Annotated in this window: 21 protein-coding genes and 1 pseudogene; 11 read left to right on the top strand and 11 right to left on the bottom strand. The window is 66.6% G+C overall.

The genetic code is table 11. The features are described from left to right. Position 1: 1 nt before the first annotated feature. A complete protein-coding gene (locus tag EV652_RS32650) occupies positions 2–2,578 on the bottom strand; it encodes a winged helix-turn-helix domain-containing protein (RefSeq protein ID WP_199238519.1) in 2,577 nt (858 codons plus the stop codon). 109 nt (positions 2,579–2,687) lie between these two features. On the opposite strand from EV652_RS32650, the gene EV652_RS32645 reads away from it, so the two are divergent. From EV652_RS32645 to EV652_RS32635, 3 genes are read left to right on the top strand one after another with little or no spacing between them, the layout of a single operon-like run. Beyond that, a complete protein-coding gene (locus EV652_RS32645) occupies positions 2,688–3,659 on the top strand; it encodes an MBL fold metallo-hydrolase (protein ID WP_132213143.1) in 972 nt (323 codons plus the stop codon). Further along, positions 3,656–3,973, top strand: a complete 318-nt coding sequence (locus EV652_RS32640) for an SDR family oxidoreductase (RefSeq protein WP_132213142.1) — start codon at positions 3,656–3,658, stop codon at positions 3,971–3,973. Before EV652_RS32645 ends, EV652_RS32640 begins: the two co-directional genes overlap by 4 nt. A gap of 17 nt (positions 3,974–3,990) precedes the next feature. Beyond that, on the top strand, positions 3,991–5,016 hold the full coding sequence (locus EV652_RS32635) for an MBL fold metallo-hydrolase (protein ID WP_132213141.1): 1,026 nt from the start codon (positions 3,991–3,993) through the stop codon (positions 5,014–5,016). Between the two features lie 255 nt (positions 5,017–5,271). Here EV652_RS32635 and EV652_RS32630 read toward each other — a convergent pair whose 3' ends face one another. Then, positions 5,272–6,666 carry a hypothetical protein gene (locus EV652_RS32630; RefSeq protein WP_132213140.1) on the bottom strand — a complete coding sequence of 465 codons (1,395 nt, stop codon included), beginning with the start codon at positions 6,664–6,666 and terminating at the stop codon, positions 5,272–5,274. A gap of 1,167 nt (positions 6,667–7,833) precedes the next feature. After that, entirely contained in the window at positions 7,834–8,571 is a 738-nt protein-coding gene (locus tag EV652_RS32625) for an alpha/beta fold hydrolase (protein WP_242002144.1), read from the bottom strand. A gap of 739 nt (positions 8,572–9,310) precedes the next feature. On the opposite strand from EV652_RS32625, the gene EV652_RS32620 reads away from it, so the two are divergent. Further along, complete coding sequence (locus tag EV652_RS32620) at positions 9,311–9,574, top strand: hypothetical protein (RefSeq protein WP_132213139.1); 264 nt, start codon at positions 9,311–9,313, stop codon at positions 9,572–9,574. Positions 9,575–10,739: 1,165 nt separating this feature from the next. On the opposite strand, the gene EV652_RS32615 is transcribed toward EV652_RS32620, so the two are convergent. After that, the gene (locus EV652_RS32615) at positions 10,740–11,840 is read right to left on the bottom strand and encodes an FAD-dependent monooxygenase (RefSeq protein WP_132213138.1); all 1,101 of its coding nucleotides are present in this window, start codon (positions 11,838–11,840) and stop codon (positions 10,740–10,742) included. A 12-nt stretch (positions 11,841–11,852) separates the two neighbouring features. Beyond that, positions 11,853–13,292 (bottom strand): FAD-binding oxidoreductase, encoded by a 1,440-nt coding sequence (locus EV652_RS32610; RefSeq protein WP_132213137.1) that lies wholly within the window; start codon positions 13,290–13,292, stop codon positions 11,853–11,855. A gap of 180 nt (positions 13,293–13,472) precedes the next feature. Between EV652_RS32610 and EV652_RS32605 the strand changes: the two genes are divergently transcribed. Next, positions 13,473–14,927 (top strand): AlkA N-terminal domain-containing protein, encoded by a 1,455-nt coding sequence (locus EV652_RS32605; RefSeq protein WP_242002143.1) that lies wholly within the window; start codon positions 13,473–13,475, stop codon positions 14,925–14,927. Positions 14,928–15,010: 83 nt separating this feature from the next. Here EV652_RS32605 and EV652_RS44810 read toward each other — a convergent pair. The 4 genes and pseudogenes from EV652_RS44810 to EV652_RS32585 form a co-directional block, all read right to left on the bottom strand. Beyond that, a pseudogene (locus tag EV652_RS44810) lies at positions 15,011–15,178 on the bottom strand (mycothiol transferase); the annotation flags it as partial. A 58-nt stretch (positions 15,179–15,236) separates the two neighbouring features. Continuing rightward, on the bottom strand, positions 15,237–15,590 hold the full coding sequence (locus EV652_RS32595; protein WP_132213136.1) for a hypothetical protein: 354 nt from the start codon (positions 15,588–15,590) through the stop codon (positions 15,237–15,239). Positions 15,591–16,085: 495 nt separating this feature from the next. Beyond that, positions 16,086–16,937, bottom strand: a complete 852-nt coding sequence (locus tag EV652_RS32590; protein WP_132213135.1) for a rod shape-determining protein — start codon at positions 16,935–16,937, stop codon at positions 16,086–16,088. 385 nt (positions 16,938–17,322) lie between these two features. After that, positions 17,323–17,637 carry a TraR/DksA C4-type zinc finger protein gene (locus EV652_RS32585; RefSeq protein ID WP_132213134.1) on the bottom strand — a complete coding sequence of 105 codons (315 nt, stop codon included), beginning with the start codon at positions 17,635–17,637 and terminating at the stop codon, positions 17,323–17,325. A gap of 482 nt (positions 17,638–18,119) precedes the next feature. Here EV652_RS32585 and EV652_RS32580 point away from each other — a divergent pair, with 482 nt between their 5' ends. Together EV652_RS32580 and EV652_RS32575 are read left to right on the top strand one after the other, a co-directional pair. Then, a complete protein-coding gene (locus EV652_RS32580) occupies positions 18,120–18,548 on the top strand; it encodes a TraR/DksA family transcriptional regulator (RefSeq protein ID WP_132213133.1) in 429 nt (142 codons plus the stop codon). A 139-nt stretch (positions 18,549–18,687) separates the two neighbouring features. After that, complete coding sequence (locus EV652_RS32575) at positions 18,688–19,632, top strand: slipin family protein (RefSeq protein ID WP_242002142.1); 945 nt, start codon at positions 18,688–18,690, stop codon at positions 19,630–19,632. A gap of 265 nt (positions 19,633–19,897) precedes the next feature. Here EV652_RS32575 and EV652_RS32570 read toward each other — a convergent pair whose 3' ends face one another. Continuing rightward, a complete protein-coding gene (locus EV652_RS32570; RefSeq protein WP_132213132.1) occupies positions 19,898–20,866 on the bottom strand; it encodes a universal stress protein in 969 nt (322 codons plus the stop codon). A gap of 325 nt (positions 20,867–21,191) precedes the next feature. On the opposite strand from EV652_RS32570, the gene EV652_RS32565 reads away from it, so the two are divergent. From EV652_RS32565 to EV652_RS32550, 4 genes are all read left to right on the top strand, one after another. After that, positions 21,192–21,899, top strand: coding sequence for a hypothetical protein (locus EV652_RS32565; protein WP_132213131.1), 708 nt, complete (start codon positions 21,192–21,194; stop codon positions 21,897–21,899). Positions 21,900–22,425: 526 nt separating this feature from the next. Continuing rightward, positions 22,426–23,184, top strand: a complete 759-nt coding sequence (locus EV652_RS32560; RefSeq protein WP_132213130.1) for a DUF6345 domain-containing protein — start codon at positions 22,426–22,428, stop codon at positions 23,182–23,184. Between the two features lie 23 nt (positions 23,185–23,207). Next, positions 23,208–24,032, top strand: coding sequence for a hypothetical protein (locus tag EV652_RS32555; protein WP_132213129.1), 825 nt, complete (start codon positions 23,208–23,210; stop codon positions 24,030–24,032). Positions 24,033–24,435: 403 nt separating this feature from the next. After that, complete coding sequence (locus tag EV652_RS32550) at positions 24,436–24,945, top strand: FAD-binding protein (RefSeq protein WP_199238518.1); 510 nt, start codon at positions 24,436–24,438, stop codon at positions 24,943–24,945. Between the two features lie 294 nt (positions 24,946–25,239). On the opposite strand, the gene EV652_RS32545 is transcribed toward EV652_RS32550, so the two are convergent. Continuing rightward, the gene (locus EV652_RS32545; protein ID WP_132213128.1) at positions 25,240–25,551 is read right to left on the bottom strand and encodes a TraR/DksA family transcriptional regulator; all 312 of its coding nucleotides are present in this window, start codon (positions 25,549–25,551) and stop codon (positions 25,240–25,242) included. Positions 25,552–25,867 lie beyond the last annotated feature (316 nt).

The following is a 25,867-nucleotide window of genomic DNA, read 5'->3' as shown; positions in this document are numbered from 1 at the left end:
CTCAGGCTCGGCCGGCGGACAGGAGGCGGAGCTCGCGGGCGCGCTGGACGGCCGCAGACCGGTCGGTGGCGCCGAGTTTTATGTAGATGTGGCGGATGTGTGTGTTGACGGTGTTCAGCGAGACCGACAGTTTGCCGGCGATCTCGGGCCGGGTCAGGTTGGTCGGCAAATAGCGCAGGACTCGCAGCTCACTCTTGCTGAGCGCCTCCGCAGGTGCCGGAGCAGCTGAGTGAGTCGAGGTCGCGTCGAGGATGTCGGTGACGAGCGCGGCATGAGTCGTACCGTGCGTCGGCAATCCGGCGAGGAGCGGCGCGGCGCCGGTCATCACGAATGGGAGGAGGATGCGATCGGGCTCCGCGAGGTGCAGGGCTCGTTCGGCAGACGCACGGGCGGATTCGTCGTCGCCGAGAGCCCGAGCGGCGAGGGCGTCGAGCAGGTTGGCCTCGATCAGGGTGAGGACCGGGTTGCGGGGTGCGGTGCCGTCGAGCACGCTCCGGAGCTCGGCGCGCGCCTCGGCCGGCTGTTGTTCGGCAAGGTGGAGTACGGCGACTGCGTTGCGAAGCTCGCCCGTCGACGCCAGGTGGTCATCGACGGCAGCGACCGCTGCGCGCGCCTCCGCGAGCTGCCCAAGGCGAACCTGAGTCTCGATGGTCCAGCCGAGCACCCGGCCGATCAGCGCATGCCTGCCGGCCATTCGCACCTGGCCGGCGGCGACGAGCTCGGCCAGGGTGTCCTCATGCCGCCCGCGCCCCGCTGACAGCGTCGCGGCGGCCAAGTGGAGGAGCAGTTGGGTGCCTGGCTCACCTCCGCTGGGTACGGCGTTCCGCGCACGGGCGAGCCATTCCTCGGCCTGGTCGAAATCGCCCGTCCAGCTGAGGACTCCGGCGAGCGTGATGTACGCCGGCGCGATCACTGGCTCCGCCGCCCAGCCGTAGCGGGTCGCCTGCTCGATCGCGTCCTCGCAGTACCTGCGGGCGCGCGCCGACGCGTCGCGAGTGGCGGTGAATCCCAGGTGGGCCAGACAGGCGACCTCGAGGTACGGCCGCCCGATCTCTCGCGCTACCTCCGCGCCCTGCAGCAGGTACTTCTCGCTGTCGGACAGTCGCAGCGACCAGGCCGCCGTGACACCGAGGTTGAGCAATGCGGTCGCGTGCGCATCGTTGCTCAGGACAACGTCTGCGCTGGACATGCTGGTGGTTGACGGCAGCGCTTCGACACGTTCGATGATGCCGTCGAAGTGGCCGCGCAGGCGTGCTGCTAGCAGGTCGAGTGCGGCGATCGTGGTCCGGAGGCGGTGCCGGTGGTCGACCGGCGCGTCCGCGAGATCCGCTCGGGCGACCTCGAGGTGAGCCACTGCTTCGTCAGGGCGTCCGCGGTTGAGTTCGGCGACCGCGTGCGCCAGTGCCAGGCCGCGGACGCCGTGGGGGAACGAGTGGAGCAGCGCAGCGACCGTGGCGGCTTGCCCGTCGAGCGTGAGGCTGAGGGCATGGTCGGTCAGCATCTGGGCAGCCGCGGTCCAATCGCCGGACGCTTGGAGGTGGCGCGTCGACTCCGCGACGTCTGCGTGGTCCGCGAACCACCGTGCCGCGACGCGGTGCAGTTCATGGACGTCATCGGTACGGCGAAGCTCCAAGCGCAGCAGGTCCCGGAACAGATGGTGGTAGCGGAACCACGTCCGCTCGTGGTCCAGCGACACGACGAACGCGTTGGCGTCCTCGAGGGCGAGCAGGATCCGTTCGGAGCCGGTCGTGCCGGTCAGCAGATCGGCAAGCTCTCCGTTGACCCGGTCGAGCACCGAGGTGCGGAGCAGCAGTCGCTGCACCTCGGGCGGCTGGTGGTCGAGCATCTCCGCCAGCAGGTACTCCGCGACAGTCCGGTCGGTGCCGGAGAACTCGGCCACGAACCGCTCGGGATCTGGGTGCCCGGCGAGTGACAGGATCGCGAGCCGCAGTCCGGCGGCCCAGCCTTCGGTCCGCTCCTGCAGTACGGCGACCGCTCGGTCCGAGATCGTAACGCCGGCAGTGGCGAGCAGCTCGCGCGTCTCGTCCTCGGTGAACGGCAGTTGCGCGCCACGGATCTCGGACAGCTCACCGGCGAGCCGCAGACGTTGCAGCCGCAGCCTGGACTCACCACGGGTTGCGACGACGGCATGAACTCCCGCGGGCAACGTCGTCAATAGCGTGGTGAGCTGGGGGATCGCCTCGGCGGAGTTGAGCTCGTGCAGGTCGTCGATGATCAGGATGAACTCGTCGTCCGCGGCAGCGAGCTCGGATCGTATGGCCGCTGGACCGTCGAACCCGGGCGGGCGCGGGGGAGGTTCCGCGCTGCCGGTCGCCGCGCGGACAGCTGCCAAAAGTGCGAGCCAGAACAGCTGGGCGTCGTACTGATCGGGTCTGATCGAGAGGTACGCCGTACGGCTGCCCGTGTGCTCGGACCAGCTGCGCAGCAGTGACGTCTTTCCGCTGCCGGCCGGTGCGGACACGATCGTGACCTGCTTCGTCGCGGCGCGGTCGAGCGCCGCGATCAGGTCGTGGCGGTCGATCAACCCTTGCAGGGATGCGCCAGTTCGTCCGGGCACCCGGTCAGCCTACCTGTGGAAATCACCTGAATCCGGCGACGACCGGCCACCGGCCGGCGGCAAGTCTGGAGTAGCACAGATCGCCCCCGATCCGACGGAGAACATCGCGATGTCCACTCCCGGCGCCGACAGCGCGCCGCAACTGCCGGATTACGTTCCGGTGCCAGAGTCTGCGCTCGGCCCGGCGCTGAACGCGGACGGCTACTACGTCGATCGCGTTCAGGACAACCTGTTCTGGGTCACGGACGGCACGTACCAGTCGGCGTTCCTGGCGACGCCCGCCGGCGTCGTTCTGTTCGACGCGCCGCCGACGATCGGCGGCAACCTCCGCCGGGCGGTCGACGAGATCACCGCCGCCGAGAACGTGCCGAACACGGTCACTCATCTGGTCTACTCCCACCATCACGCCGACCACGCGGGCGCGTCGTACCTGTTCGGCGACGTCGTCCGGATCGGGCACACGGAGACCCGGCGACTGCTCCAGCGCGACAACGACCGGGCCCGCCCGGTGCCGGACGTCACGTTCGAGGAGAACTACACGCTCGAGGTCGGCGGCTCGCGGGTCGAGCTCGTGTACCACGGACCGAACCACTCGCCGGACAACATCTACATCCACTTCCCGGACCACGACACGTTGATGCTGATCGACATCGTGAACATCGGGTGGGTGCCGATCTACAACCTGAACCTCAGCGAGGACGTGCCCGGTTACCTCGAGGCTCCGGACCGCGCGATGGAGTATTCCTGGACGAACTTCCTCGGCGGGCATCTCGGCAAGCTCGGGCGCCGCGACGACGTCGTACTGCATCAGCAGTACATCGCGGACATCGTGGACAGCTCGCACGCCGCGCTCGCGTCGGTCGATCCGACGCCCTACTTCATGAGGTACGGCGAGAACGCGTGGGCCGGGGTCGCCGGGTATCTCGATGCGGTGACCAACGCCGCTGCCGCTCCGGTGATCTCGAAGTACACCGGCGTCCTGGCGGCGGCCGACGTACCGGCGCTGACGACGACCACGACCTTCTCGATCCTGCAGTCGATCCGGCTCGATCTCGGCGGCGGATCGCAGGTGCACCCATGAGCGCGCAGGTGGCGATGGTCGTCGGTGCGGGTGGGGAACTCGGGCGGGCGACCGCCGCGAAGCTGGCCGGAGCAGGATTCACGGTCGTCGGTGTCGATCGGAATGCCGACGGGCTGAAGCTACTGCCGGACGGAATCCGCGTCAACGCGGTCGCGCCGGCGCAGCTCGACACCGACAAGACCCGGCCGTACCTCCCACCGGAGCTGCTCGCCCACACGGTGAAGCCGGAGGCCGTGGCCGAGATCATCGCGTTCCTGGTCAGTGATGCCGCCGCAGCCGTGAGCGGCGCGATCGTGCCGACGTACGGCGCTTGAGTTCGGAAAGGACTGTCATGTCTACGAAACGTCGTACCTTCCTCGCTGGTGGTGCCGCACTCGCAGCGGTCCCGATTCTCGGGGAACTGCCCGCGAATGCGGAGACGCTGCCGGACTACGCGCCGATCCCGCCGTCGGCCCTGGGGCCTGCGGTCAACGAGCAGGGATACTTCGTCGGCCGTGTGAAGAAGAACCTGTACTGGGTCACCGACAGCACATACCAGGCCGCGTTCCTGACCACGAAGGACGGGGTGGTGCTGTTCGACGCGCCACCTTCGATCGGCCACAACCTGCAGCGCGCGATCGACCAGATCGCTGCCGAGAACGGTGTGTCCAACAAGGTGACGCACCTCGTCTACTCGCACCACCACGCGGACCATGCCGGGGCCTCGTCACTGTTCGGCAAGCACGTCACGCGGATCGGTCATGCCGAGAACGAGCGATTGCTTGCCCGCGACAACGATCCCACCCGGCCGGTGCCCGATGTCACCTTCGAGAGTCGCCGTACGCTGCGGGTCGGGGGAGAGCGGATCGAGCTGGCCTATCACGGGACCAACCACACCCCGGACAATATCTACATCCACTTCCCCGACCACGACACGTTGATGTTGGTCGACGTCAACCTGCCCGGCTGGGTGCCGTTCGACTTCTTCAACATCAACGAGGACGTGCCAGGTTCGATCGCGGCCCCGGCCAAGGCGTTGTCCTATCCGTGGAAGCACTACATCGGCGGCCACATCGGCAGGCTTGGCACCCGCCAGGACATGGTCGTGTACCGGCAGTACATCGACGACATCATCGCAGGAGTGAAGCAGGCGCTGGCCGCCGTCGACCCGACGCCGTACTTCGCGAAGTACGGGAACAACGCCTGGGCGGCGGTGAAGGAGTACCAGGCGGCGCAGGTGCGGTACGCGTCCGAGCCGGTGATCAAGAAGTACCTCGGGGTTCTCGCCGCGGCGGACGTGTACACGGCGACCACGACGTTCCTGATCCTGGAATCCGTCCGCCTCGACCTCGGCGAGGGCTCCCAGATCCACCCCTGACATCACCGCACGTGGAGTGAACCTAATGGCAGCAGGCGGCCCTGGCCTCGGCCGTCTTTCAGCATCCGGCTGGCTCACCCAGTCTTCTGCCGCAGCCTCCGATGGCGCGTTCGACCAGCCTCGCGGGATCCGCGGATACCCGCGCTTCTTTGCGTCGACCAACGCGCACCTCCTCGACTGACATTCGCCACCAACGGTGTGGCCCAAGTACATCGCCATGCGCTCCGCGTACGTCGGATCGGCCGCGTAGCGTGGTCAGGCCTCTGAGCGCTCCAGGGCCTGTCGGTAGGACTCGAAGGCGATCGGGTCCTTCACCGGATCCGGACGGTTGGCTTCGTTCAGGGTGGCGGCGCGGGTTATCCCGCCAAAGACGCGATCAACGGCGAGTGCGGAGTCCTCGGCTGAAAGAGAGAACTCACCCGCGACCGCAGTCTCCAGTTCGAGCCCGGAGACTCCACGCGCACTGGCGGCGAGCGTGTAGTTGACGACGTCGGCCACGTCGCGCCCTGACGGCAGGGCCACCGCCATGTCGTCCGACCACACGAGCGCCTCGGAGGCTTTGGTCGCCTGATCGAGCGGCTTCGCGGGTTTGATTCGAGACAGCCACATTCTGGCTTCGTCGTTGGGTAGTGGAGTGGCCTCGACACTGGCGCACAGGAGCGGGTACGCGCGGCCGGAGTCCCAGCCGCGTTGGTAGGGAGGCGGGTCGAGAACGATGACGCGCACGCCGTCGATCAGCGGGATCTCGTCAGGCCGGCCTTCGTTCCAGATCCAAGCTCCCAGGCCGTCAACGAGGTTGAACTGGCCGGTGAGACCGCCTGCCGGGGCGAGGTCTCCGGAACCATCGGCGGCCGCGAGCATCGCTGGCGTCGGCGCGGCGGGCAACCCCGAGGTGTCTCGGCGACGGAGGACGCCTCGCCGCGCGACCGGAAGCAGCGGGATGATGTGAGCCCCGAGAAGTGTGTGGAGTTGGAAGTTGTCGGACACGCCCGAGATCGTGACGCGGAAGGCAGTGCCTGTGGGGCGGTGCAGCACGACCAGCGGCTCGTCGTCGAGAATGCGGAGCAGCCCAACCAGCCATGGGGCAAGGCCCGGAAGGTCGTCCTCCGCGGCGATCGCTGCCGCCGTTAGCCGCTCCCGCTGCGGCAGCGCACGCCGGACGTCGGCGCGCTGGCCGAGGAACAGGACGGGTTGCACCCAGGACTCGGCATACATCCACGAGCGGGCGACGGCGCCTGGGTCGTCGATTCGGGAGGCTGCTGCCGCGACGAACTGCTCGTATTCGCGCTCACCGCACTCCGCTCGCTCTGGGACTGGTCCGACAAGCTCATCGTAGAGTGCCACGAACTGCCGCGTGCCCTCCAGAGCCCGGCACGCGTGCTCAACCAGGGTGTCGAGAACCGGCGTGGCATCCCCGTCCATGCCAATCAGGGAACCGAGGTACTGCGCGAGCGGTCCGCCCAGGGACTCCGGCGCGTCGGTGAGTACGGGTGCGAGCAACGTGACCGCTGCGTCGAGGTCTTGCCGCGATGCCTCGTGGAACCTGTCCGCGAGGCGCTGTCCGGCCGCGAGGAACGCTTCCGGGTCCTTACCTCGCGCCGCCGCAGCGATGTCATTGACGATGGTTTGCAATGCGTCTGGGAGAGCCACCGCGCGAGCGTACAGGCCCACGCGTCAAAGTGGCGCTCTCTCACGACCGGACAGCAGGTGACTGCGGCGCACGCCTAGCACCATCACGCCGCCTCACGACGAGCACCGCTGCCGCTGTCGGTGAAGCACTGAACTGCCGAATTGAGTGTGTTGGCCGTGCATGGCTGGTAGAACTTCTGCGGGTGGCTTCGATGGAGGGTGACAGAACATGACAGTAGACGGCGCGGACCTCCCGAGCAGTTCTCGTACGGACCCAGCTCGACGGACGACGCCTGCACCCGTCACGGCACTGTTCCTCGCGCTACTGCCGGTGACGTGGGTCGCGTTTGACCTCCTTGCACTCGAACTGCGAACTGTTCGGCGTAAGCGACTCCGCCATGGGGTCACTCCTGTTCGCAACGCTCTTGAGCTGGGCAGTGGTCGGCGCAGACTCTGCGGCGCTACGCAGAGCGGGCGTACAGGTCTCGGCATGGTGGGGCATCCTGCTTCTCCCCGTCTATTTGATCCTGCGTACGAGGCGTGCGCGCAGTTCGCTAGCAGTCCCTGCTGTGTTCTTTGCTCTCGCGGTGGCATATCTGGTCTCCGCCGATCTCATCCTGGACCGGCTCGACCTACGCTGACCTCGGTCGCAAGCGCAACGAAGGCGGCAAAGAGTCCCCCGACCGCCTGCCTGCGTCGAACTCCCGCAGGTCATCTCTACGTCGACTCTGCGCGGACGAGAGCCCGCGCACGAGTCGCCAGGAAACGTCCGGAGTAGCCGCGATGCGAGCGTTGACGCTCATGACGGCATGTCGGGGTGATCTCCCCAAACGTCGAGCACCTGCTGACGGACGACCAAGTCACTGAAGCCGACGGCACGCCACGGGACGTTGAACTCGGGGCATGCAGCCCACATCGCGAAACCTGCGAGGTCATCGTCGTCGGTGCGCTCACCTCGATCGCCCACCCTGTAGTCGTGATCGCCAGCCTCTACAACGCCGCCGGCGAGCTAGTCATCCGCGACAGCTGTCTGCCAACTGATCCGCGACAGGCTAGAAGCCTGGTGACCATCTGAGGGGGCTGCCCAATGCACGCACAGCCGATACGCGGGTGTGTTAGGGGCGAGCGCGTCGGCCAGCCCGACGATCATCGCGTCTGGCGGGATGAGCGAACGTCAGACTGCGCTGGTCAGCCGGCGACGGCTGTCGCTTCGGCGGCCTGCAGGATGAGTTGGGTTGCGGCCTCAGGCTGGGACACGAATGAGACGTGCGAAGCCGCGACCTCCACGATCGTCGCGTTGGCGCGCTCGGCCATGAACCGCTGCAGCTCCGGAGGGATGGCCCTATCCTCGGTGCCGAGCAAGTACCAGCACGGCAGTGTGTTCCACGCCGGCGGGGACGACGGCGTGGCTGCGAATGCCGCGGCGGCGTAAGGTCGCTGTGCCGCGGCCATTACTGCGGCCGTTGCAGGGTCGACATCGGCGGCGAAGGCTTCGTGGAAGGCCTCGTGGGCGAGGTAGAGATCGGTGCCCTCGCTCCCGTCGGGGTTGGTGAACGGAACGGGCCGGATCGAGGGCCCCACGAGGCTGCCTTCAAACCTTTCGAGGAGCTGCTGCTGGCTCTCGCCGACGTCGCACATCCAGCCGTTGAGGTAGACGAGCGCCTGGACCTGCTCGTTGGCGATGGCGGCGGTGGAGATCACATTGCCGCCGTAGGAGTGGCCGACGAGTACGATCGGACCGCTCAGGGTCCGCAGGAACCCGGCCAGGTAGGCGGCGTCGCCAGCGAGGTCGCGAAGCGGGTTGCCGAACCCGACAGCGGAATACCCGCGGTCCTGCAGGGCGCGGATTTCGGCGGCGAAGCCGGTCGCGTCGGCCCATGCACCGTGGACCAGGACGATCGTCGGGGTCTCAGCAGCCATTCTCATCAGAGCTCCGATGGTGACGGATTGCCTATGTCGCGACTGTAGACCTGTGAGCGGTGCCGGGGGCAAGACAATCGAAACGTATTGGTATGTCGTCACTCTTACGCACCTCGTCTATGGACCGTCGCGACCTAGCCGAAGCACCATCCGTAGCATCGTCTAAGCGCGCTCACATGCCGCAGAGGGCGCGAGGCTCAAGGCCGGCGGAAGATCTCGATCGCCTCGTCGCCGAACGAACTCCAAACCGTCCGACGGCAGCGTCCTTGTAGAGACTGCCGCACGGACAGCTCGCCGCGAGAGCGGGATCCAGCGACAGCACGGCTCCGCAACGCGGGCACTTGGCGAAGAGGTCCGCTCGCATGCTCCACCCCCGACCTGAACCCCGTTGGGGATGGACCGTGTCCCAGGAACGCATAGTTCTCGGCGGCGGTCACGTTGGACGGTAGACCCGCAACATAGCCGGGGCGGGTAGGCCCGGCCACCCCGAGCCGCGCAGAGCCATCTCCTCTGCTCCGCCTCGATCAACCGGCGCCCGCCGGTCAGTACGTCTACCTGCAGCCGCGCCTGCAGCCAGGAGTACATGGACGATGCACGATCTCTCGACGCCGCGAGTTGATCCGTCATGGCTGGCTCACAGCGCCGGCCTAGTGTCGCCGTGCGTCGCACTACTCGTGGCACGAAAGCGCTGACACTCATGGGGAATCTCGCGTGCGCTGCGGGTGGCCGTGTTACCAAACCGCTGGTGGAGAGCAGATGCGACGCCGACGTTCGGCGGGCGATCGAACTGCTCGATGAGGCGATCGATCGGGCCAAGGATCTGGTGACGCCGGCAGTCAATCGGTGGATTGGCCAGCTCTTCGATCCGGTGAACCGTGAGGCGACGATCACCGCGCTGGTCGCCGCGGACGACACCTCCGAGAGGCACCTGGGTCGGGCGCGAGAGCTACGGGGCCGAGTCGCCGCGGCCGAGGCTGCTCTCGCGGCGGCCCACGGGACGAAGACCTGAGCCGACATGAGATCGAGACAATCATCGACGGCCTCGGCGATATCGGGCGAGCCTTGGACCGGGCTGAAGCTGCAGATCTCGCAGACCTGTACGCCGCGCTGCGACTGTCGCTGACATATCACCACACCGAACAGATTGTCGACGTGGAGGTCGAGCCGTTGGCCGACCGTGTGGTTAAGTACCGTGTCCGAGGGGGGACACGCACCTTAACCACACGCATTCTGCTCAGCGTATGAGCGGTGGATACCTCGGCTCGAACCCCGTAATCGCTGACTGTCAGCCGGCCTTGCTCGATGTTTGCCGTCAGCACCCAATGTTTGTTGTGACCTGCGCGTTTGTCCGGCCGACGTTGTCGTTACTGCTGGTCGCACTGCATCACATCGCGTCGATAACCATGCGCAAAACGATGCGTAGATCACTCGGCGATGGTCTCCGCGCTCCCTCAGGGTCGACATACTCGAGGAGCGTTGGGTAAGGAACGGGCGACCCGTGGGGGCGGCGCAGGCCATCCAGCGGTCGTGCACAGGCTTCGCCGCCTCAGGTTTGCCAGAGCAGTGGCAGCGAGGTGCTGCTTGCTCCCGTTGGCGAACTCGAGCAAGACCTTCACGGCCTCAGCGGGCGGTACAGAGTGACGCACGGTTTAGGAAACCGACGCACCCCGCCCACATGCGCATCTCCAGGCGTGTCTGGCCCAATCTAGTTCGGCCGATCTTGACTCCAGTTGACTCGAATCGACGCCTCTTTGTTCCCAGAGTGTTCCCACGCTGAACTGCCGAGCGCGCGGGCGACGTCCTCGGCCCTGCTACGGCAGCTGAGCTGAGCCGTTGAAACGGGGCGCATGCCACGTCGACGAACCGACAACCGGCGCCATGACACAGGACTACCTGCGAGGCAGGCGCCGAACCTGAGCTATCGCCTCCTCACTCGGGGCCACCAGCCTGCCACTGCCGCGTTCGCCGTCAGACGAGCGCAAAGCGCCGAGCTGTTCTCGGTGTCTCGCGTCACGGTGGACTGCAATTCGGCTGCACTTTGTGCAGATTGCCTGATGCTCGCCGGGCCGGATGGCGATTGGCGTTCCGGGCCGCCGGTGGACCCTCGAGTGTCTGGGGTGCCGGGAGAAGCGCGCCGCCACCGGCATGTACTTGTGTGCGCTCGGGCCGGCCCCCTAGGGCAGGTCTCGCAGGGGCCCGTAGTTGGATCTGAAGATGCGCTCGGCGGCTAGGCGCAGGGTGAGGTTGCGGAGGGTTGTGGGCAGGTTTCGCGTACGGTCGCGGCGATGGGTCTGCTCCTGCACCCACGTCACCCTGGCCTCGCGCCGCTGTACATAGCCGGCCAGTGCCTGCTCGACGGGTTGGTCGGCGGTGAGCATCTCTGCGAGTACGAGCGCGTCCTCGAGCGCCATGGCCGCGCCCTGCGCCATGTTCGGTGAGCTGGCGTGGGCGGCGTCGCCGATCAGCACGACGCGGCGCGCTGTCCAGGCCGGCGCCACCATCTCCTCGATCGGTGCGAAGTACGCCTCTGTGGCCTGGTCAAGCAGAAGTGGCACCGGTGCGGCGAAGCCGGCGAACGCCCGGCGCCAGTCCTCGCTTGCAGCAGTGGCCGGGTCGTTCGTGTTGAGGTCGGCGTAGCAGTACACGACCCCTTGGCCGAGCGAGACGGTCAGGAACGTGCGTCCTCGGCCCAGCATGACCGTCCAATCGGTGATGTCGGAGAAGCCGTCGGCGACGAATCGCCAGGACGCCTGTCCCACGTAGGTGGCCGGGGGACCCCCCAGGGCGAGGTTTCGGATCGTCGAATGGACGCCGTCCGCGCCGACGACCAGGTCGTAGCTGCCGGTCGAGCCGTCGGAGAAGGTCACCTGCGGCGCCCCGCCGATTTCCAGGTCCGTCACCGACGTGCCGAGCCGGACAGGCACTTCAGCGGTCGCCTGGCGAAGCGACTCATGTAGCGCCGCGCGCTGGATCGCGACGCAGCCGCCGACGCCGTCCCAGATTCGGTCGAGGTCGATGTTGGCGAGAAGACGGCCGCGGTGGTTGAGGAGACGCTGACGCCCGATCGGGTTCGCGTGGGCGGTTGCGGCCGGTCCGATGCCGAGCTCGTGCAATGCCCGTACGGCGTTGGCCGGTAGGTACAGGCCGGTGCCGCTCGGCTGCCAGTCTGTTGCCCGCTCGACAACCTCAGCGATGATGCCGCGTTGACACAGGGCGCGGGCCAGCGCGAGACCGGCAATACCTGCACCGACCACGAGCACCCGCGAGGCGTTCATGTTTGCCTCGCTCTATCCGGCACGGGCTCGGGGACGGATGTTCCGGTTCCGGCGGAACAGGTTCTGCGAGTCGTACGCGTTCTTGACCGCGACGAGGCGGTCGAAGTTGGCGCCGTAGGTCGCGCGGACACGCTCCTCGTCTTCGTCGGCGGTCTGGAAGTTGAGGTAGTTGCCCCCTGTCGAGAAGGGTCGGACGCTCTTCCATGCCTCCCGTACCCAGGCCACGTGCTCGTCGTCGGGGCTGTCAGCCGGCCATTGACCGGCGAACGCGGTCATGTAGCGGGCGTCGCGGTTGCCGACCGCCCCGTCGTCGTCTGCTCTCTCATTCAGCTCACCCGCGAGGTGGATAACAATCGACGCCGACAGCGGGGACGTCACTTTCAAGGCACTGTCGCGGAAGATGTCGAGGAACTCATTCGTCAGGCCGGCCAGGTACTCGGTCTTCCAGTAGTAGCGGTGCCCCTTGGGCTCATCGCCGTCGAACATCGACTGCTGGTCGGTGTAGGGCGTCTCGGTGACGAGGTCGGCGATCGGGTCGCCGAGGGTGCGAACGGGGGCGAGGTCGGCCGCCGCATCCGCACCGCTGTGGCATATGAGCAGCGCCACTATCGGCCTGCCGTGCCAGTCCTCGGGGAGGAACGGGGCCGGCGGCGCGAGGCGCACGCTCACGGCGGCGGTCAACTCGCGTGGCGCCGACTCGGTGAGGTTGCGGTAGGTCGCGAGCACGTCGTCGACCTGGTCGGCACTCCAGACGATGAGGCCGCCGGTAACGGTCGGGCCGACGTCGTGCAGGCGGAACGTGAATCGTGTGACGACGCCAAAGTTGCCTCCACCGCCCCGCAGCGCCCAGAAGAGTTCGGTGTTCTCCTCGCGGTTGGCCGTCCGGATCTGGCCGTCGGCAGTGACGATCTCGACCTCCTCGAGGTTGTCCGCGGTCCAGCCGAAGCGACGCGTGAGGTAGCCCAGCCCGCCGCCGAGGGTCAGGCCAGCGACGCCGACCTCGGAGGAGAAGGAGCCTAACGGCGTGGCCAGCCCGTGGGCCTGTGTCGCCCGGTCGACGTCTTGGAGCAGACACCCAGGTCCGACCTGCGCGAGCCGCGCGTCCGGGTCGACCGTGACGTCGCGCATGCGCGACATGTCGAGCGTCAGACCGCGCTCGGCGATCGAGGTACCGGCCATGTTGTGCCCCCCGCCCTTGATGCTCAGCAACAGACCGTGGTCACGCGCGAAGCCGACGGCAGCTGCGACGTCCCGGGCCGACGTCGGCTGCAGCACCACCGCGGGGGCTTTCGCGACCATGCCGTTCCAGACCAGCACGGCGTCGTCCCAGCCAGCGTCGTCCGAGCGAAGCAGCGGACGCTTGACCCGCGACTCGAACTCGTCGAGCTGCTCCGACGTCAGCCGCACCAGTGCGCCGTCGAGTCCGGCGACGTCGATGGTGCTCGTCTTCATGCGCCGTCCATCCGCGCCGGCGAACTGTGGCTGATTCGCTTCCATCATGCCGCTCCTCCCTTATCGTTGTGCTCAACGCTAAGTCGTTGCCAGGCCGGTGACTGGCGGGATTCGGCCAACTGAGTGGACGTCTACCGAGCTGGCCGAAAACCGCTGATACGGTTGACTCCGGGGCGAGAAATGAGCCACATCGTCGAGGACTTCGAGAGCTGCTACCGGCTGAGTTGCAGCCGCGATCCGCGCTACGACGGCATCTTCTTCATCGCCGTCACTTCGACGCGGCTCTACTGCCGGCCGAGCTGCCCGGCGCGGATTGCGAAGCGCTCGAACGTCTGCTTCTACCCAACGGCGGCCGCCGCGCAGTCGGCTGGCTTCCGCGCTTGTAAGCGCTGTCGCCCCGACGCATCGCCCGGGTCGCCCGATTGGAATTGGCGTGCCGACCGTGTTGGGCGCGCCATGCGCTTGATCGGAGACGGCACCGTCGACCGCGAAGGAGTCTCCGGGCTCGCAAAGCGACTGGGCTTCAGCGATCGGCATCTTCGGCGACTCCTGTCCGAGGAGGTCGGCGCAAGCCCGGTCGCACTTGCGCGCGCCCAGCGTGCCAACACCGCCCGGCTCCTGATCGAGTCGACCGCCATGTCCTTCGCCGATGCGGCCTTGGCGGCCGGGTTCCATAGCGTTCGCCAGTTCAACGCCACTATCAAAGACGTTTTCGACTTGACCCCGGGCGAGATGCGGCACCGGTCGGACCGTGCCTGCTCCCGGTCGCCCGGAGTCGTCGAGCTTCGCCTGAACTGCCGGGAGCCCTTCGACGCGGCCGCCTTGCTGCGGTTCCTGGAAGTACGCGCAGTCCCCGGTCTCGAAGACGTCAGCGGCGGTACCTATCGGCGAGCGCTGACTCTCGCCCATGGCATCGGGATTGTCGAGCTGACCCCGGAAGTGCGTTCCGTTCGCTGCGTTCTCCTCCTCGACGATTTTCGCGATCTCGCCGCGGCGGTAGCACGCTGCCGACGCCTGCTCGATCTCGACGCCGACCCTCTGGCCATTGCCGGGGCCCTCGGCCGTGACAAGGTGATCGGCGGCCTCGTCCGCGCCCGGCCGGGGCTGCGAGTGCCGGGCTGCGTCGACGGAGACGAACTCGCCCTGCGCGCAGTGCTCGGTCAGCGCGCGTCGCTGCGGGCTGCACGGACACAGACAGCCTGCCTCGTCGAAACGTTCGGTGCGCCGCTGCGCCAGCCGCTTGGGACGGTGACCCGTCTATTCCCATCCGCGGCAGTCCTCGCCGAAGCCGACCCCAGCGCGTTTGCCGGGCTGGGGCTACGCCGCGCCCCGTTGCAGACTCTCGCCGCCCAGCTCACCAACGGCGAAGTCCGGGTCGACGCCGGCTCAGACCCGATCGAAGCGCTCACCCGGCTACTCGCGATTCGTGGTATCGGACCTTGGACTGCCGCGTACGTGGCGATGCGAGGATTTCACGATCCCGATGCGTTCCCAAATGGCGACGCTGGTCTTCGCCGCGCACTCGAGGTACTGGGTTGCCCGGTCGACCCCCGCTCGGTCGCCAAGCTGCAACAGCGATGGCGGCCCTGGCGTGCATACGCCGTCGTTCAGCTCTGGACGAGCCTCGACCACTGACCGTGAGCGTTGGTCATGACCCCGCGCAGCCGCGCTTGAACGCGCTGATCTCGAGCTGCGCGGGCCGTGACGCCCTGACCGGACTACCGTACTGACGGCCGACGCGTCGTCACTTCCACGATCCAGCCCCGCTCAGCCCGAGCAGCATGCTTGATCAGCGCGGCGAGGCTCAGCGTGCTCGCCGTTGGTGTTGCCCAAGCTTGGGCCTCGGTAAGACCGCCGACAGCGTTCCGAAGGGCATCACGCTGTTGGCCAAGTAGGCGAGCAACCCGTCACGTTCATCGGTGACTGGACGCACCAATCCCGACATCATCCACTCCTCGGCGTTGATCTTGCGTCGCTGTCGGCGCACTCGAGGTCCGGCCGGCGAAGTTCCGTCTGCTGGTCAAGATTTCCGAGACGGACAATGCCGAGTTCCAAGCGTGCTACAGCCAGACCTCCGTGTGGGCACGCCGCCATGACAACCATCCCGAAACGATCTACACCCCGCCGACGGTCGACGAGCTGGCTGATGCCCTGAAGAAACCCGAGGCTTGGAGACAGCGGGTCAACAAGTATCGCAACTAGGCGACTCCATACCGGCTCGGCCTGTAGCACTAGGAACAGCCTCGTCCCGAAACGTATGTACGCCGTCTCGAAGGCCGTGAACAACACGAAGAACAACGGCTCCGAGTTCCTCGATCGTCTCCCGCTGATTGATCGATGATCGGTCGGGTGTGCGGGTGCCAGGCTTGCAGGCAGGTCAAGAGACCATTAGACGCAGGACAGCCTGGATCGGATCTCCACATTCACTGTCCTCGGCGGAGAGAACGATCTGGATTCGACCAGCACGGCGGAGCGAAATGAGGTGTAGCGCGGGCAGACCCGGTTGGACCTGGAACGTCGAGACTGGGCGTCTTTCCTCGAGATCGGTTCCGGCGGATTCCTCGGCCTCGGAGACAAGAAGCGCCTCGTGCCGGCCGATGCCATCAGCCGGGTGGACGACGACGTCGTACAGATCACGGCGGCGCGCACGCGCATTGCGGGCGGTCCGGCGCACGACCCGGAGGTAGTACCCGAGGCTCAGTACTACGAGGACGTGTACTGGTACTACGACTTTCCGCCGTTCTGGGAGCCGGGCTCAGATATCCGGGGTCCTCTCGCGGTGTCCAAGTTGATTCAGGGGCCTTGGTGGCGACGTGATAGGTCGGTGGAAACGACGTCGCATGCATCGAGCCGCCTGTCCGGATGGAGCGCGGTACTCGGGTGGCGGTCGGCGGCGAGTACGGCCCCGCACGCGCCGCGGACGGCGACGGTTTGTGGTGCCGGCGCTGTTTGGATTGGGGTGGATAGTCGTTTGGCGATTCGGTAGGTGATGGCCGGGCGCATAGCGCCGCCGCCAACGAGGAGGGGGCCTCTGTCGAGTGCGTCGACGACCTGGGGACCACAATCCTCGCGCAAGAGGTCGGTCACCATTTCGCCAATGGATGCGACGAGATCGTCGACCGTGATTGAGCTGCCGAAGTCGCTGATGCCGAGCGGGGCTCGACGCGCTTGGACCAGCGAGCCGTTGCTCAGGACTGCCACCTCGGTCAGGTCGGCTCCGAGGTCGACGACGAGGAGCGGTCTGACGAAGTCGGCACCGGCTCCGAGAGCAGCAGCTTTGACGCTCTCGATGGTCAGTACAGTGCGCGGCTGGAGGATTTCGACCGCGGTCAGGGCGGCGCTTCGATCAGCCTCGGCCGATAGGACAGGAATGGTCATGACGACGAGCGCTGGTCGATACCCGGGAGTGCTGCGGCTGTTGACTAGGCGATCGAGCATGCGCGTCGCGCCGGCGACGTCGACGATGCTGCCCCGATGAACGGGATAGCCGACCTCGGTGGGCGTGATGGTGGGCGCGTCAAGGACCAGGCCGAGGTTGGGCATCCACGCGCGGGTGCGCGCACTGCCGAGGTCGAGTGCGAGGCATGAGCGGCTGGACGGGCCGCCATAGCGTCGCCTTGTTCCGAGCTGCAGACGCCCGATCATGGTGTTGCTCTCATGACCTGGTGACAGTGGGTGCAATAGGCGGCCTGCGGGTAGCTCCACAGGAGTTGGATGCTGATGGCGTGACCGCACCGACTGCACCTGCCGTACCGTCCTGTGTTCATTCTGGCCAGTGCAGCCTCCGTTGCTTCGAGTGCCGTACGTGCCGCCGCTGCGAGTTTCTGGCTGACTTCGATGTGCGCTGGGGAGTCCACCCCAGCGGCCCCCTCGGTGCCTCCTCGGGCGATGTCGCGGAGCTGTTGGAGCCGGAACCGCCGATGATCTTGCAGGCTCGCACGTAGCGCAACCAGGTCAGCGTCCCCAAGGAGCTGGTTGTCTGCAAGATTCACATCTACGCCCTCTGTAGAGACAGTGGGGGAGTTGATTGTCATATCGCGCGTTCCTGGCAGGCGACGCAGAGGGCGACGTAGGGGAGGATCTCCAGCCGTTCGACCGGGACGGCCCTTCGGCAGCGCTTGCACGTTCCGTAGGAGCCGTGCGCAAGGCGCTGCCCTGCTGAGTCGATCTCCTCGAGAACGCGTTGGATCGACGCGGTGTGCGCCGGCTGCAGCTCATCTTCTGTGTGCGGCGCGCCGTCTTCGATCGCTCGGAGTTGGGTGAGTCGTGAGTTGCGCTCGTGTTCCAGGCGCTGTCGTGCCTCGGGCTCGGAGGCGTGCTGGGTCCGGCCCACATCCGTGGTCATCTGGATCCGGGTCCTTTCGACTGCTAGGAATGATGACAGCCGGCGTGCGCCTAGGAGGCATCGCGCACGCCGGCTGAGTAGGACGCTGGTCGGTCTGGGTGACTGCGTCTTACCACCACGATGACCGAAGCTTTGGGTGGAGACCATCGGGCCTGACACCCATTTGTGCAGGGCCAGGGCGGCCACGCACCGGACATCGAACCTTGCCGGACGGCGCAGACGGCGAGACCCAGCCCTCGCACCCAGCCGCACTCGACCAGTGCGCCGTCGCAAGCAAGGCTCGCTTCGACAATATGTCGTACTACGATAGAAACCAACGTCTCCCAGCGAGATTGCCGCTACTCGGCAACCAGAGCGTTCGACATTGGCCGACCGGACCCGTACTGAGTCCGTGCGTTCGGCGCGATGGTTGGCTTTGTACAGACCGGAAGCTCGTCACAGGTGTCCGCGGCTCAGCGATCTGTCGCCCCGAGGAGGTTTCGATGAGTCATCTGGATCAGGCAGCGCCGCCCAGCGGACCACGTGGCCGACACGCCATCGATGTGCAGTGGTTCCGCAAAGAGCTCGAGCAGCAACGTGGATTTCGTCTCGACCAGCTCACCGACCTGTCGTACGAAGCGGCAGGCGTTGCTGACGATGTCCAAGGCGAGGTGATCACAGCGCTGATGACCGGAGCCCGAACCGCCCTGGCGGACATCGATGCTGCTCTGTTCCGCCTCGCGATCGGTGCCTTCGGCGTCTGTCAACGCTGTGGCCGCGCCATCCCCGCAGACCGGCTGGAGGCCATCCCGATGGCCGGCCTCTGCCTGCCGTGCCAGTACGCCAAGGAATCTCACCGGCCGGCCCCGGACATCGTTGAGGTGTGGGGCATCGACTCCTTCCCGGCCAGCGACCCGCCGGCGAACTGGTGAGCCGACGCCTGGAGGCATCCAGGCCAACGACGATCCGCGTAGTCCGCCGACGTGCAGCGACCAGTGGAGGAGTCGGTTCGCAAACGCCCGCGGGCTTGGCGGTGACCGCACCGCGGGTGCCTCATCTAACGGAGCAGAAATGATCGTCATGAATGTGGTGTTGGTTGCGTTGGTCGTGGGCCTGGTCGCGATCGCGTCGAGTGTGCGTGTGGTCAGGCAGTTCGAGCGTGGTGTTGTGTTTCGGTTTGGGCGGGTGCGTCCGGAGGTCCGGCGGCCTGGTCTTGCGTTGCTGGTGCCGGTCGTGGATCGGTTGCAGAAGGTGAACATGCAGATCATCACGATGCCGGTGCCTGCGCAGGACGGTATTACTCGGGACAACGTGACGGTTCGTGTTGACGCGGTGGTCTACTTCAGCGTGATCGATCCGGTCCGCGCGGCCGTCGATGTTCAGGACTACGTCTCGGCTATCGGGCAGGTCGCGCAGACGTCGCTGCGCTCGATCATCGGTAAGAGCGACCTGGATGATCTGTTGTCGAACCGGGAGCGGCTGAATCAGGGGATGGAGTTGATGATCGACAGTCCGGCGTTGGATTGGGGTGTTCATATCGAGCGGGTGGAGATCAAGGATGTTGCGTTGCCGGAGTCGATGAAGCGGTCGATGTCGCGTCAGGCCGAGGCGGAGCGGGAGCGTCGGGCTCGCATCATCACCGCGGACGGCGAACTGCAGGCATCGGAGAAGCTGGGCCAGGCGGCCGAGGTGATGTCGGAACACCCAGCAGCTCTGCAGTTGCGGCTGCTGCAAACGGTCGTCGAGGTCGCCGCGGAGAAGAACTCGACTCTGGTGCTGCCCTTCCCGGTCGAGCTGCTCCGGTTCCTAGAACGATCAACTCCGCCGGAGACCGTCAGGTCGTCTGCCGCCAACGTGCCGGAGACCATCGAGCCGGCGGCCGACAACGCAGTACTGGCCACGACGATCACAGCACACGGAGCGGCATTGGCCGCCTCCCCGAAGACGGCCGGGTCGGCACAACCACAGTGGGTCGCACTACCCCCAGGTTGTGCCGACCCGGCGTGGCAACCCTGACGGGGGTCGTCCGGCTCTCGTTGCCTGGGGCAATGAGAGTCGGCTGGTGAACCTCTAGAGCTGAGCTGCGGTACTTGGCCAGCTGGTCAGTACCGGCAGCGGCCTGGTGGCCGAGACTCCCCTCGAGGGGGCTTGAGGTCATCAGCCTGGGGTGGTCACAGATGCCGGCATCAGTCTGGCGACGCTCGGCGTCGCCCCGAGGATCACGCGGGAGTCCAGGGCATCCTCAAGCTGCGGGGGCGCAGCTCAACACGCGACGTAGACGTCATGGCAGATCCTTGAGATCCGGCAAACGCTGGGATGTAGTGAGTTGGAGCTGCGGCCCGCGCGCGGGCAGGCGGTTGACGCTCGTCACCGGGCGGGGGCGGACAACGGCTACTGGACAGTCGGAGTGGTGCAGCACGGCCTGGCTTACCGAGCCGAGCAGCAGGTCGGCATTGCCGTCCGAACCGACCACGACCAGTCCAGCGCCGGCCGACGCCTCGATCAGCGCCTGAGCTGGATGAGCGTGCACAAGCCTTGTCTGCAAGTCGATGCCGGACACTCGCATGCGATCCAGTGACTCGGCGAACAGTTGTTGGTCGATCGCTTCGGCGACGCGGGTAGGACACCGGTGCCGACGCGGTGGCGCCACGGCGTGCACGGCGGTGACGCCGACGTGGCGACGTGCCGCCTCCTGGAGCGCGAACCGGATTGCCGCGGTCGAGACGTCAGAGCCGTCGACGCCGACCACGATCCGGCCTGTCGGCGTGGCCGGGAATGCGCTGCCGTCGGGTCGGGGCCGGACGACGATCACGGGGCACGGAGCGTGCGCGGCTACCGCAACGCTCACGGACCCGACGAGCAGACCATGGAACCCGCCGAGGCCACGGCTGCCCACGACCACGAGTTCGGCATCACGCGCCTCGCGCAGCAACATGGGTGCGGCGGTGGCTACGAACATCTCACCAGTGATCCTGATGCCGGGAGCCAGTCGCCGCGCATAGTCCTCCGCCTCCCTGACGATCCATTCGGCCGCCGACAGGACGCCCTCGTACACAGGTCCGACGAAGGCCATGTCCACTGGACTGCTGGTCGTCGGCGAGCTGAAGGCGTGGACGATGCGCAACGAACTGTGCCGGTACGAAGCCTCCCCGGCGGCCCAAGACAGTGCGCCCTGGGCGGACACAGAGCCGTCGACTCCGACGAGGACCGCACGACGGCCCTGATTCCTCCCTACAATTCTGCTCGCCATGCCGCCTCTCCGCGTGCGTGCTCGCTACCTGAGGGCACCGACCGTGTCATCCGGGCTGGCTGACGAGTAGTGGCGCGCTCGGCGAACCTGTGACTGGCCTTGTGGCCGACCACCGGCAACGTTCGTCTACTCGCAACCGTCCCGAGCTCGCATCTGTCCAGCACGGACGGGAAGCGGGTCCGTGACATGCCTGGCTGAGGTGGTCTGGTTTGCCGGGTGTCGGCAGCCAGAGCGGCCCTGGATTGGCCGGTCGTGGCCGTAGGCTCCGGCGCTCAACAGCGGCACAGTGGTAAGGACACGAAGATTGGATGCGGAAGGACGAGCGATGAGGGCGTACCGGGTTGCGTGGCTGGGCTTCTGCGGCATCGTCGGGATGACAGGTGCCCTGGCCGCGTCCACTTGGTCGGTTGCGACGATCGCCTTCTTCTTCGGCGTCGGAGCCTTCACCGGCAGCTTCGCTGCCATGGTCGCGCTCACGCCCAAAGACGAGTCCCCGCTCGGGCGGGATCGGTGGAGAACAGTGTTCAAGAGCACGGTCCTTGCCGGAGCGGGGACGGTCGCGTTCGGCGGCCTCGGGACGTTGCTCGGTGCACCGATGGCGGTGCTGGTGCTCGTGTTGACGGCCGGTGGCTCGCCGTACGTCGCTCGCCGCTGGTTCGGCTGGCTCAGAGATCACGAAGATCTGCCACATCCCGCGAGCGCTGGTGAGCGCAACATGGTGCCCACCCATGAAGCTGCGATCCGCGAGTTGGCGTCGGCTGTCGAGCCGGAGGTCGAGGCTGCTGAACTGAGCGACGACGCCTTGTGCCTGGCCTGGAGGGCCAGCTTCTCTGCCCTGCAGAGAGCCAACTCGCCGGCAGAACGCTCACGTATCGTCGAAGCGCGCCTTGCGTATCTCGTTGAACTGGAGCGGCGCAATCCGCACGGAGTCGCAGCCTGGCTTGCTTCAGGAGCCAGAGCCGCCGGCGACCCGAGCAGGTTCGTCCTGGGAGACGCCGCCTCGGGCCGCTCATCTATCGATGGAACGGTCTGATCCAGGGCACGGACAAATAGGTTCGCGGCGGGGCCCAAGGCGATGCCGCCGATGCGCATCTGCTTCCGTTGCGTGCTCCGCTGGCAGCTATTGCCCCACCTTGGTACACCCCAATCCTGGGGCGCGTGTTTCTGCGTCGGCCGCTTGATCGACTGGGATGTGGACGCGCGTCGGCGTTGATGCAGCGATTGATGGCGATCGCGCTTAGTTGTACTTGGCCCGGACGATCCTGAGCGTGGCTTCTTCGTGCCCGCGGTGGCCAGCGCCGGGAGCCATTCGGAGACCAATGTGACGCCGCTCGGATGAGCTACCTCGAACTCTCGAGAGACGCTGGCGGTTGGTCCAGCGCGTTCTGCTCGTCCGTCTGCGCGGGTGTGCGTTGTCAGGCGACGCAGTACAACTCGGATGGAGACGCGCATCGCCTAGGAGGTCTGGATCCACGACAGAGTCCAACGGAGCGGATGGTCTCTTGCGCCGTTGTGCTGTGGGCGTGATGCTGTGAGAAGGGCAGCATCTGTGGGGAGGCATGATGCGCTATTCGACCGGGGGTGTCCGGGACTACGTTCCCAACGGGTGTGGTGGTCCGGACTTGCCTGAAACGATTACCGAGGTGCGTGCGTTTCAAGCGTGGTACGGGCTCGCTGGTCACTCGTCGGTGTCCACATGGGAGAACGGCGACGTGTGGGGGTCGGATTTCCGCGATGACGGCGGAGACCTTGATCCTTCCGGGGGGAGCGAACTCCCTGATGTGTATCTCTTCGCGGGGCACGGCAGCTGCCAGAATCCGCCGGCCGCGACAAGCCCGGATTTCCTTGTTGTCTGTGGCAACTTCGGTACGCCGAACACCGTCAATATCGGCAACTCGTCGCGGTGGGGCAACGGCAGGGGCACCCTGCAGTTCATGTTCGTCGATGCTTCGTGCCCGATGGACCTGGTGTCCTTGGCGAACAATTGGTTTCCAGTGTTCCAGGGTCTGCATGTGGCGACGGGGCATTCAGGGACGTCGAGGGCGGATGCACTCGACAGCGCCGCCCGCGGGTCCCAACTGGCCGCTCGGACGGCCGGACTCCCCGGGGTCCTGTCCTGGCTGTTTCCGCAGCAGAGCGTGGGAGACGCCTGGATGGACGTTGGCACAATCGACGTCCAGTCCGGCTGCTCGGCGGTGGCGCTGGCGGTCGGTGCCACGCAGGCCGACGCCATCGACCGTCGCGAGAACGAGCGGGTGACCGACAACAGGGCAGACCCGGTGGCGAACTGGGCCGCCTGGCGATGGCGTACTGGCTGAGATCGGAGAGTTCGATGCCTGACATGACCGCTCAGCAGCGACGTTTGTCTCGAGTGGTCCGGACGGACCTAGTGGATGCCGCTGCCTCGATTGCCGGCTTCAAGTTCGCTCGTGCCGAGTTCGGCTCGGCAGCGAATATCTCCGGGATTCGCTCCAAGAATCTGACGTTCAGCCAGCGACACGACAGCCGGACGTTGTTCGCCACGGATACACGGTATGGTCACCTGCGCGCGTTGGGCGCCTGGACAGGCGCAGACCGGACGCCGATTGCCGCTTGCCGTCGCGTGCTCCGCGCGGCGGAGATTCCGCTGCGGGAGATCGCGAGCCTCGAGATCCTTGCGGAGTACGGGCAAGTGGCAGAGCGTGTTTCAGATGAAGAGTTCCGTCTCCATGACCCGTTGGTGATCCGGAAGTTGGCGCGGGCGAGGCGCACCGTGGACGGCGTTGTGGTTTGGTCGTCTCATGCGACCGTTGGCCTGACCGCAAAAGGTGACATCGGCAATGTTGAGGTGCATTGGCCGGAACTGTCCGTGGCCGTACTCAAAGAGGCGCAGGTCCTGGGCAGCCTGGTACGACGAGGCTTCGAACCGCCTGAGTTGCCGGGCGCACGGCCTGAGTTCGCTGAAGCGGGAGTCATCCACTCACCTGCGATCGGCCTCTTCATGGATGTCGTCGCGGCCGTACGTGTCGTCTATGCCAGCGAGGATCCGAATCTTGGCCGCAAGGCAACCCTCTACCTCGACCGCCACGGCGAGCCGGTGGCACGACCGCGCGACATCGAACCAGCCAAGCCCGACACGGTCGACCGTCCCGAACCAGAAGCAACGCCAGCCGTTCGCGGCGCTTGAGCGAACCTTCGCTGCTTGACCATGATTCGGACGTCTGCGGCCTGGTGCGGCCGACGACGTAGAGAACCGGCGACAGGCCCGCTGCCTCCCGATGGGTCGGTTCACCGTGCAACTTCGTTGCTGGATCAAGCATCGAGTGGGTGACGACCTTTCGAAGAGGTTGTCCCTCGGTCGACAGTGCTGGGGCTCAGGCCCAGGTTTTGCCGTACCACCGTTACGTGCTGACGGTGGCCAGCACAGCAAGGAGTTGACGTGAGTGATCAATACGGGGCGGAACAGCCTGGCTATCCTCGGCGTCCCCAGCAAGTGTGGCAGCCGTCCCAGCCGTTTGCGCGGCCGCCGTCCCAGCAGTTCCCGCAGCCGACCGGATGGCGTCCGGTCGAGCCACCGCCGCCGTTCCACCGTGCCCAGGTTCGATCGCTACTTCGGTGCCTTCTATCCCCGGCTGGGCAAGAACTCGCCCGACGCGCGGTTCCCCGCTGCCACCGCGAAGGCTCGGATGGGCATAGCCGCGGTGATCGGACCGGTCGCGAGCAGGCTCGCGGGACGGGTGGCGAGAAAGAACGATCCCGAGCGCGTGCGTTCCATCGTGGTCGGGCCCCTGGCGAAGATCATCCGACCTGTGCTGAAGAGCCCGAAGTCGAGCGTGCTGGGGCCGGTCGACACCGCGCCGTACTACGCGCTCAAGGTCGCGGCCAGCGCGCTCGGTACTGTGGGAGGTCCGAAGACCGACGCACTCGGGCGCGCGCTGGACACCGAGGGCGAGGTCATTCCGGGCCTGTACGCCGCCGGCAATGCGGGAGGGGCACCCACCAAGGGGTTCTACGGAGGTGTTGGAGCGACGATCTCGCTGGGGCTGGTGTTCGGCTACCTGGCGGGACGGGAAGCAGCGCGGCTGCAGGATGACAATTGACTCATCTCGTTGGTCACCCCGACCGTGAGAAATCGGGGCCGAGCGGCCGCGGGGACGGAACTGCACCCACTTGGTGAACCCGCTCAGCCCTGCATGGCGAGGAATTGTTGACACCGCGTGCAGTAGCGCGCCTGCGGGTGGACGGATAGGCATTCGAGGCTCGTGCACCGACCGCACCGACCGCACCGACCGCACCGACCGCACCGACCGCACCGACCGCACCGACCGCACCGACCGCACCGACCGCACCTGCCGTACCGCCCCGCGTCCATTCGGACCAGGCGGCGTGGGTGGTCACGCTTGTTGCTGGCAGCTGACACAGAAGCGCACATAGGGCAGGATCTCGAGGCGTTCGACGGGAATAGCGGTTCGGCAGTTGACGCACGTCCCGTAGGAGCCGTCTGCCAAACGACTTCCGGCTGCGTCGATCTCTTCGAGCACCCGTTGAATCGCGGCGGTCTGCGCGTCCTGCAAGCCTCGGTCCGCATGTGGCGCGGAATCCTCGATCGCCCTGAGCTGGGCGAGGCGGGAGTTGCGCTCGTGTTCCAAACGCTGGCGAGCTTCGTGCTTTGTGAGTTGCTGGGTGCGGCCCATGTCGGTGGTCATCTGAGTCGGGTCCTTTCAAGGGGACGGCAAACGGGAGGCCGGCGTACGTCCTGGGAGGTCACCTGCGTACGCCGGCTGCCTGCGTCGCCCGTCTTGAGGCTCGTGATTAGGTTCTGTCTCCACCATCGGCGATGCTGCGATCGAAGACCATTGGGCCTGACACCCATTTCGGGTCATGGCGGGCTGCATGCGGCGGTTGGTGGATGAGGGTCAGGCCGGATCGACTTGCGGTGGGGGAGCAGGCAGTCTGGATGGCGTGCACCATCTACCGGCCGCTCGCGCATCATCCGCTCTGTATCTGCCGGGCCAGGAAACC

It is taken from the genome of Kribbella steppae, from assembly GCF_004342025.1.
GTDB lineage: Bacteria > Actinomycetota > Actinomycetes > Propionibacteriales > Kribbellaceae > Kribbella > Kribbella steppae.
Note: the sequence above shows the minus strand (reverse complement) of the source record. Positions and strands in the feature narration are given on the sequence as shown.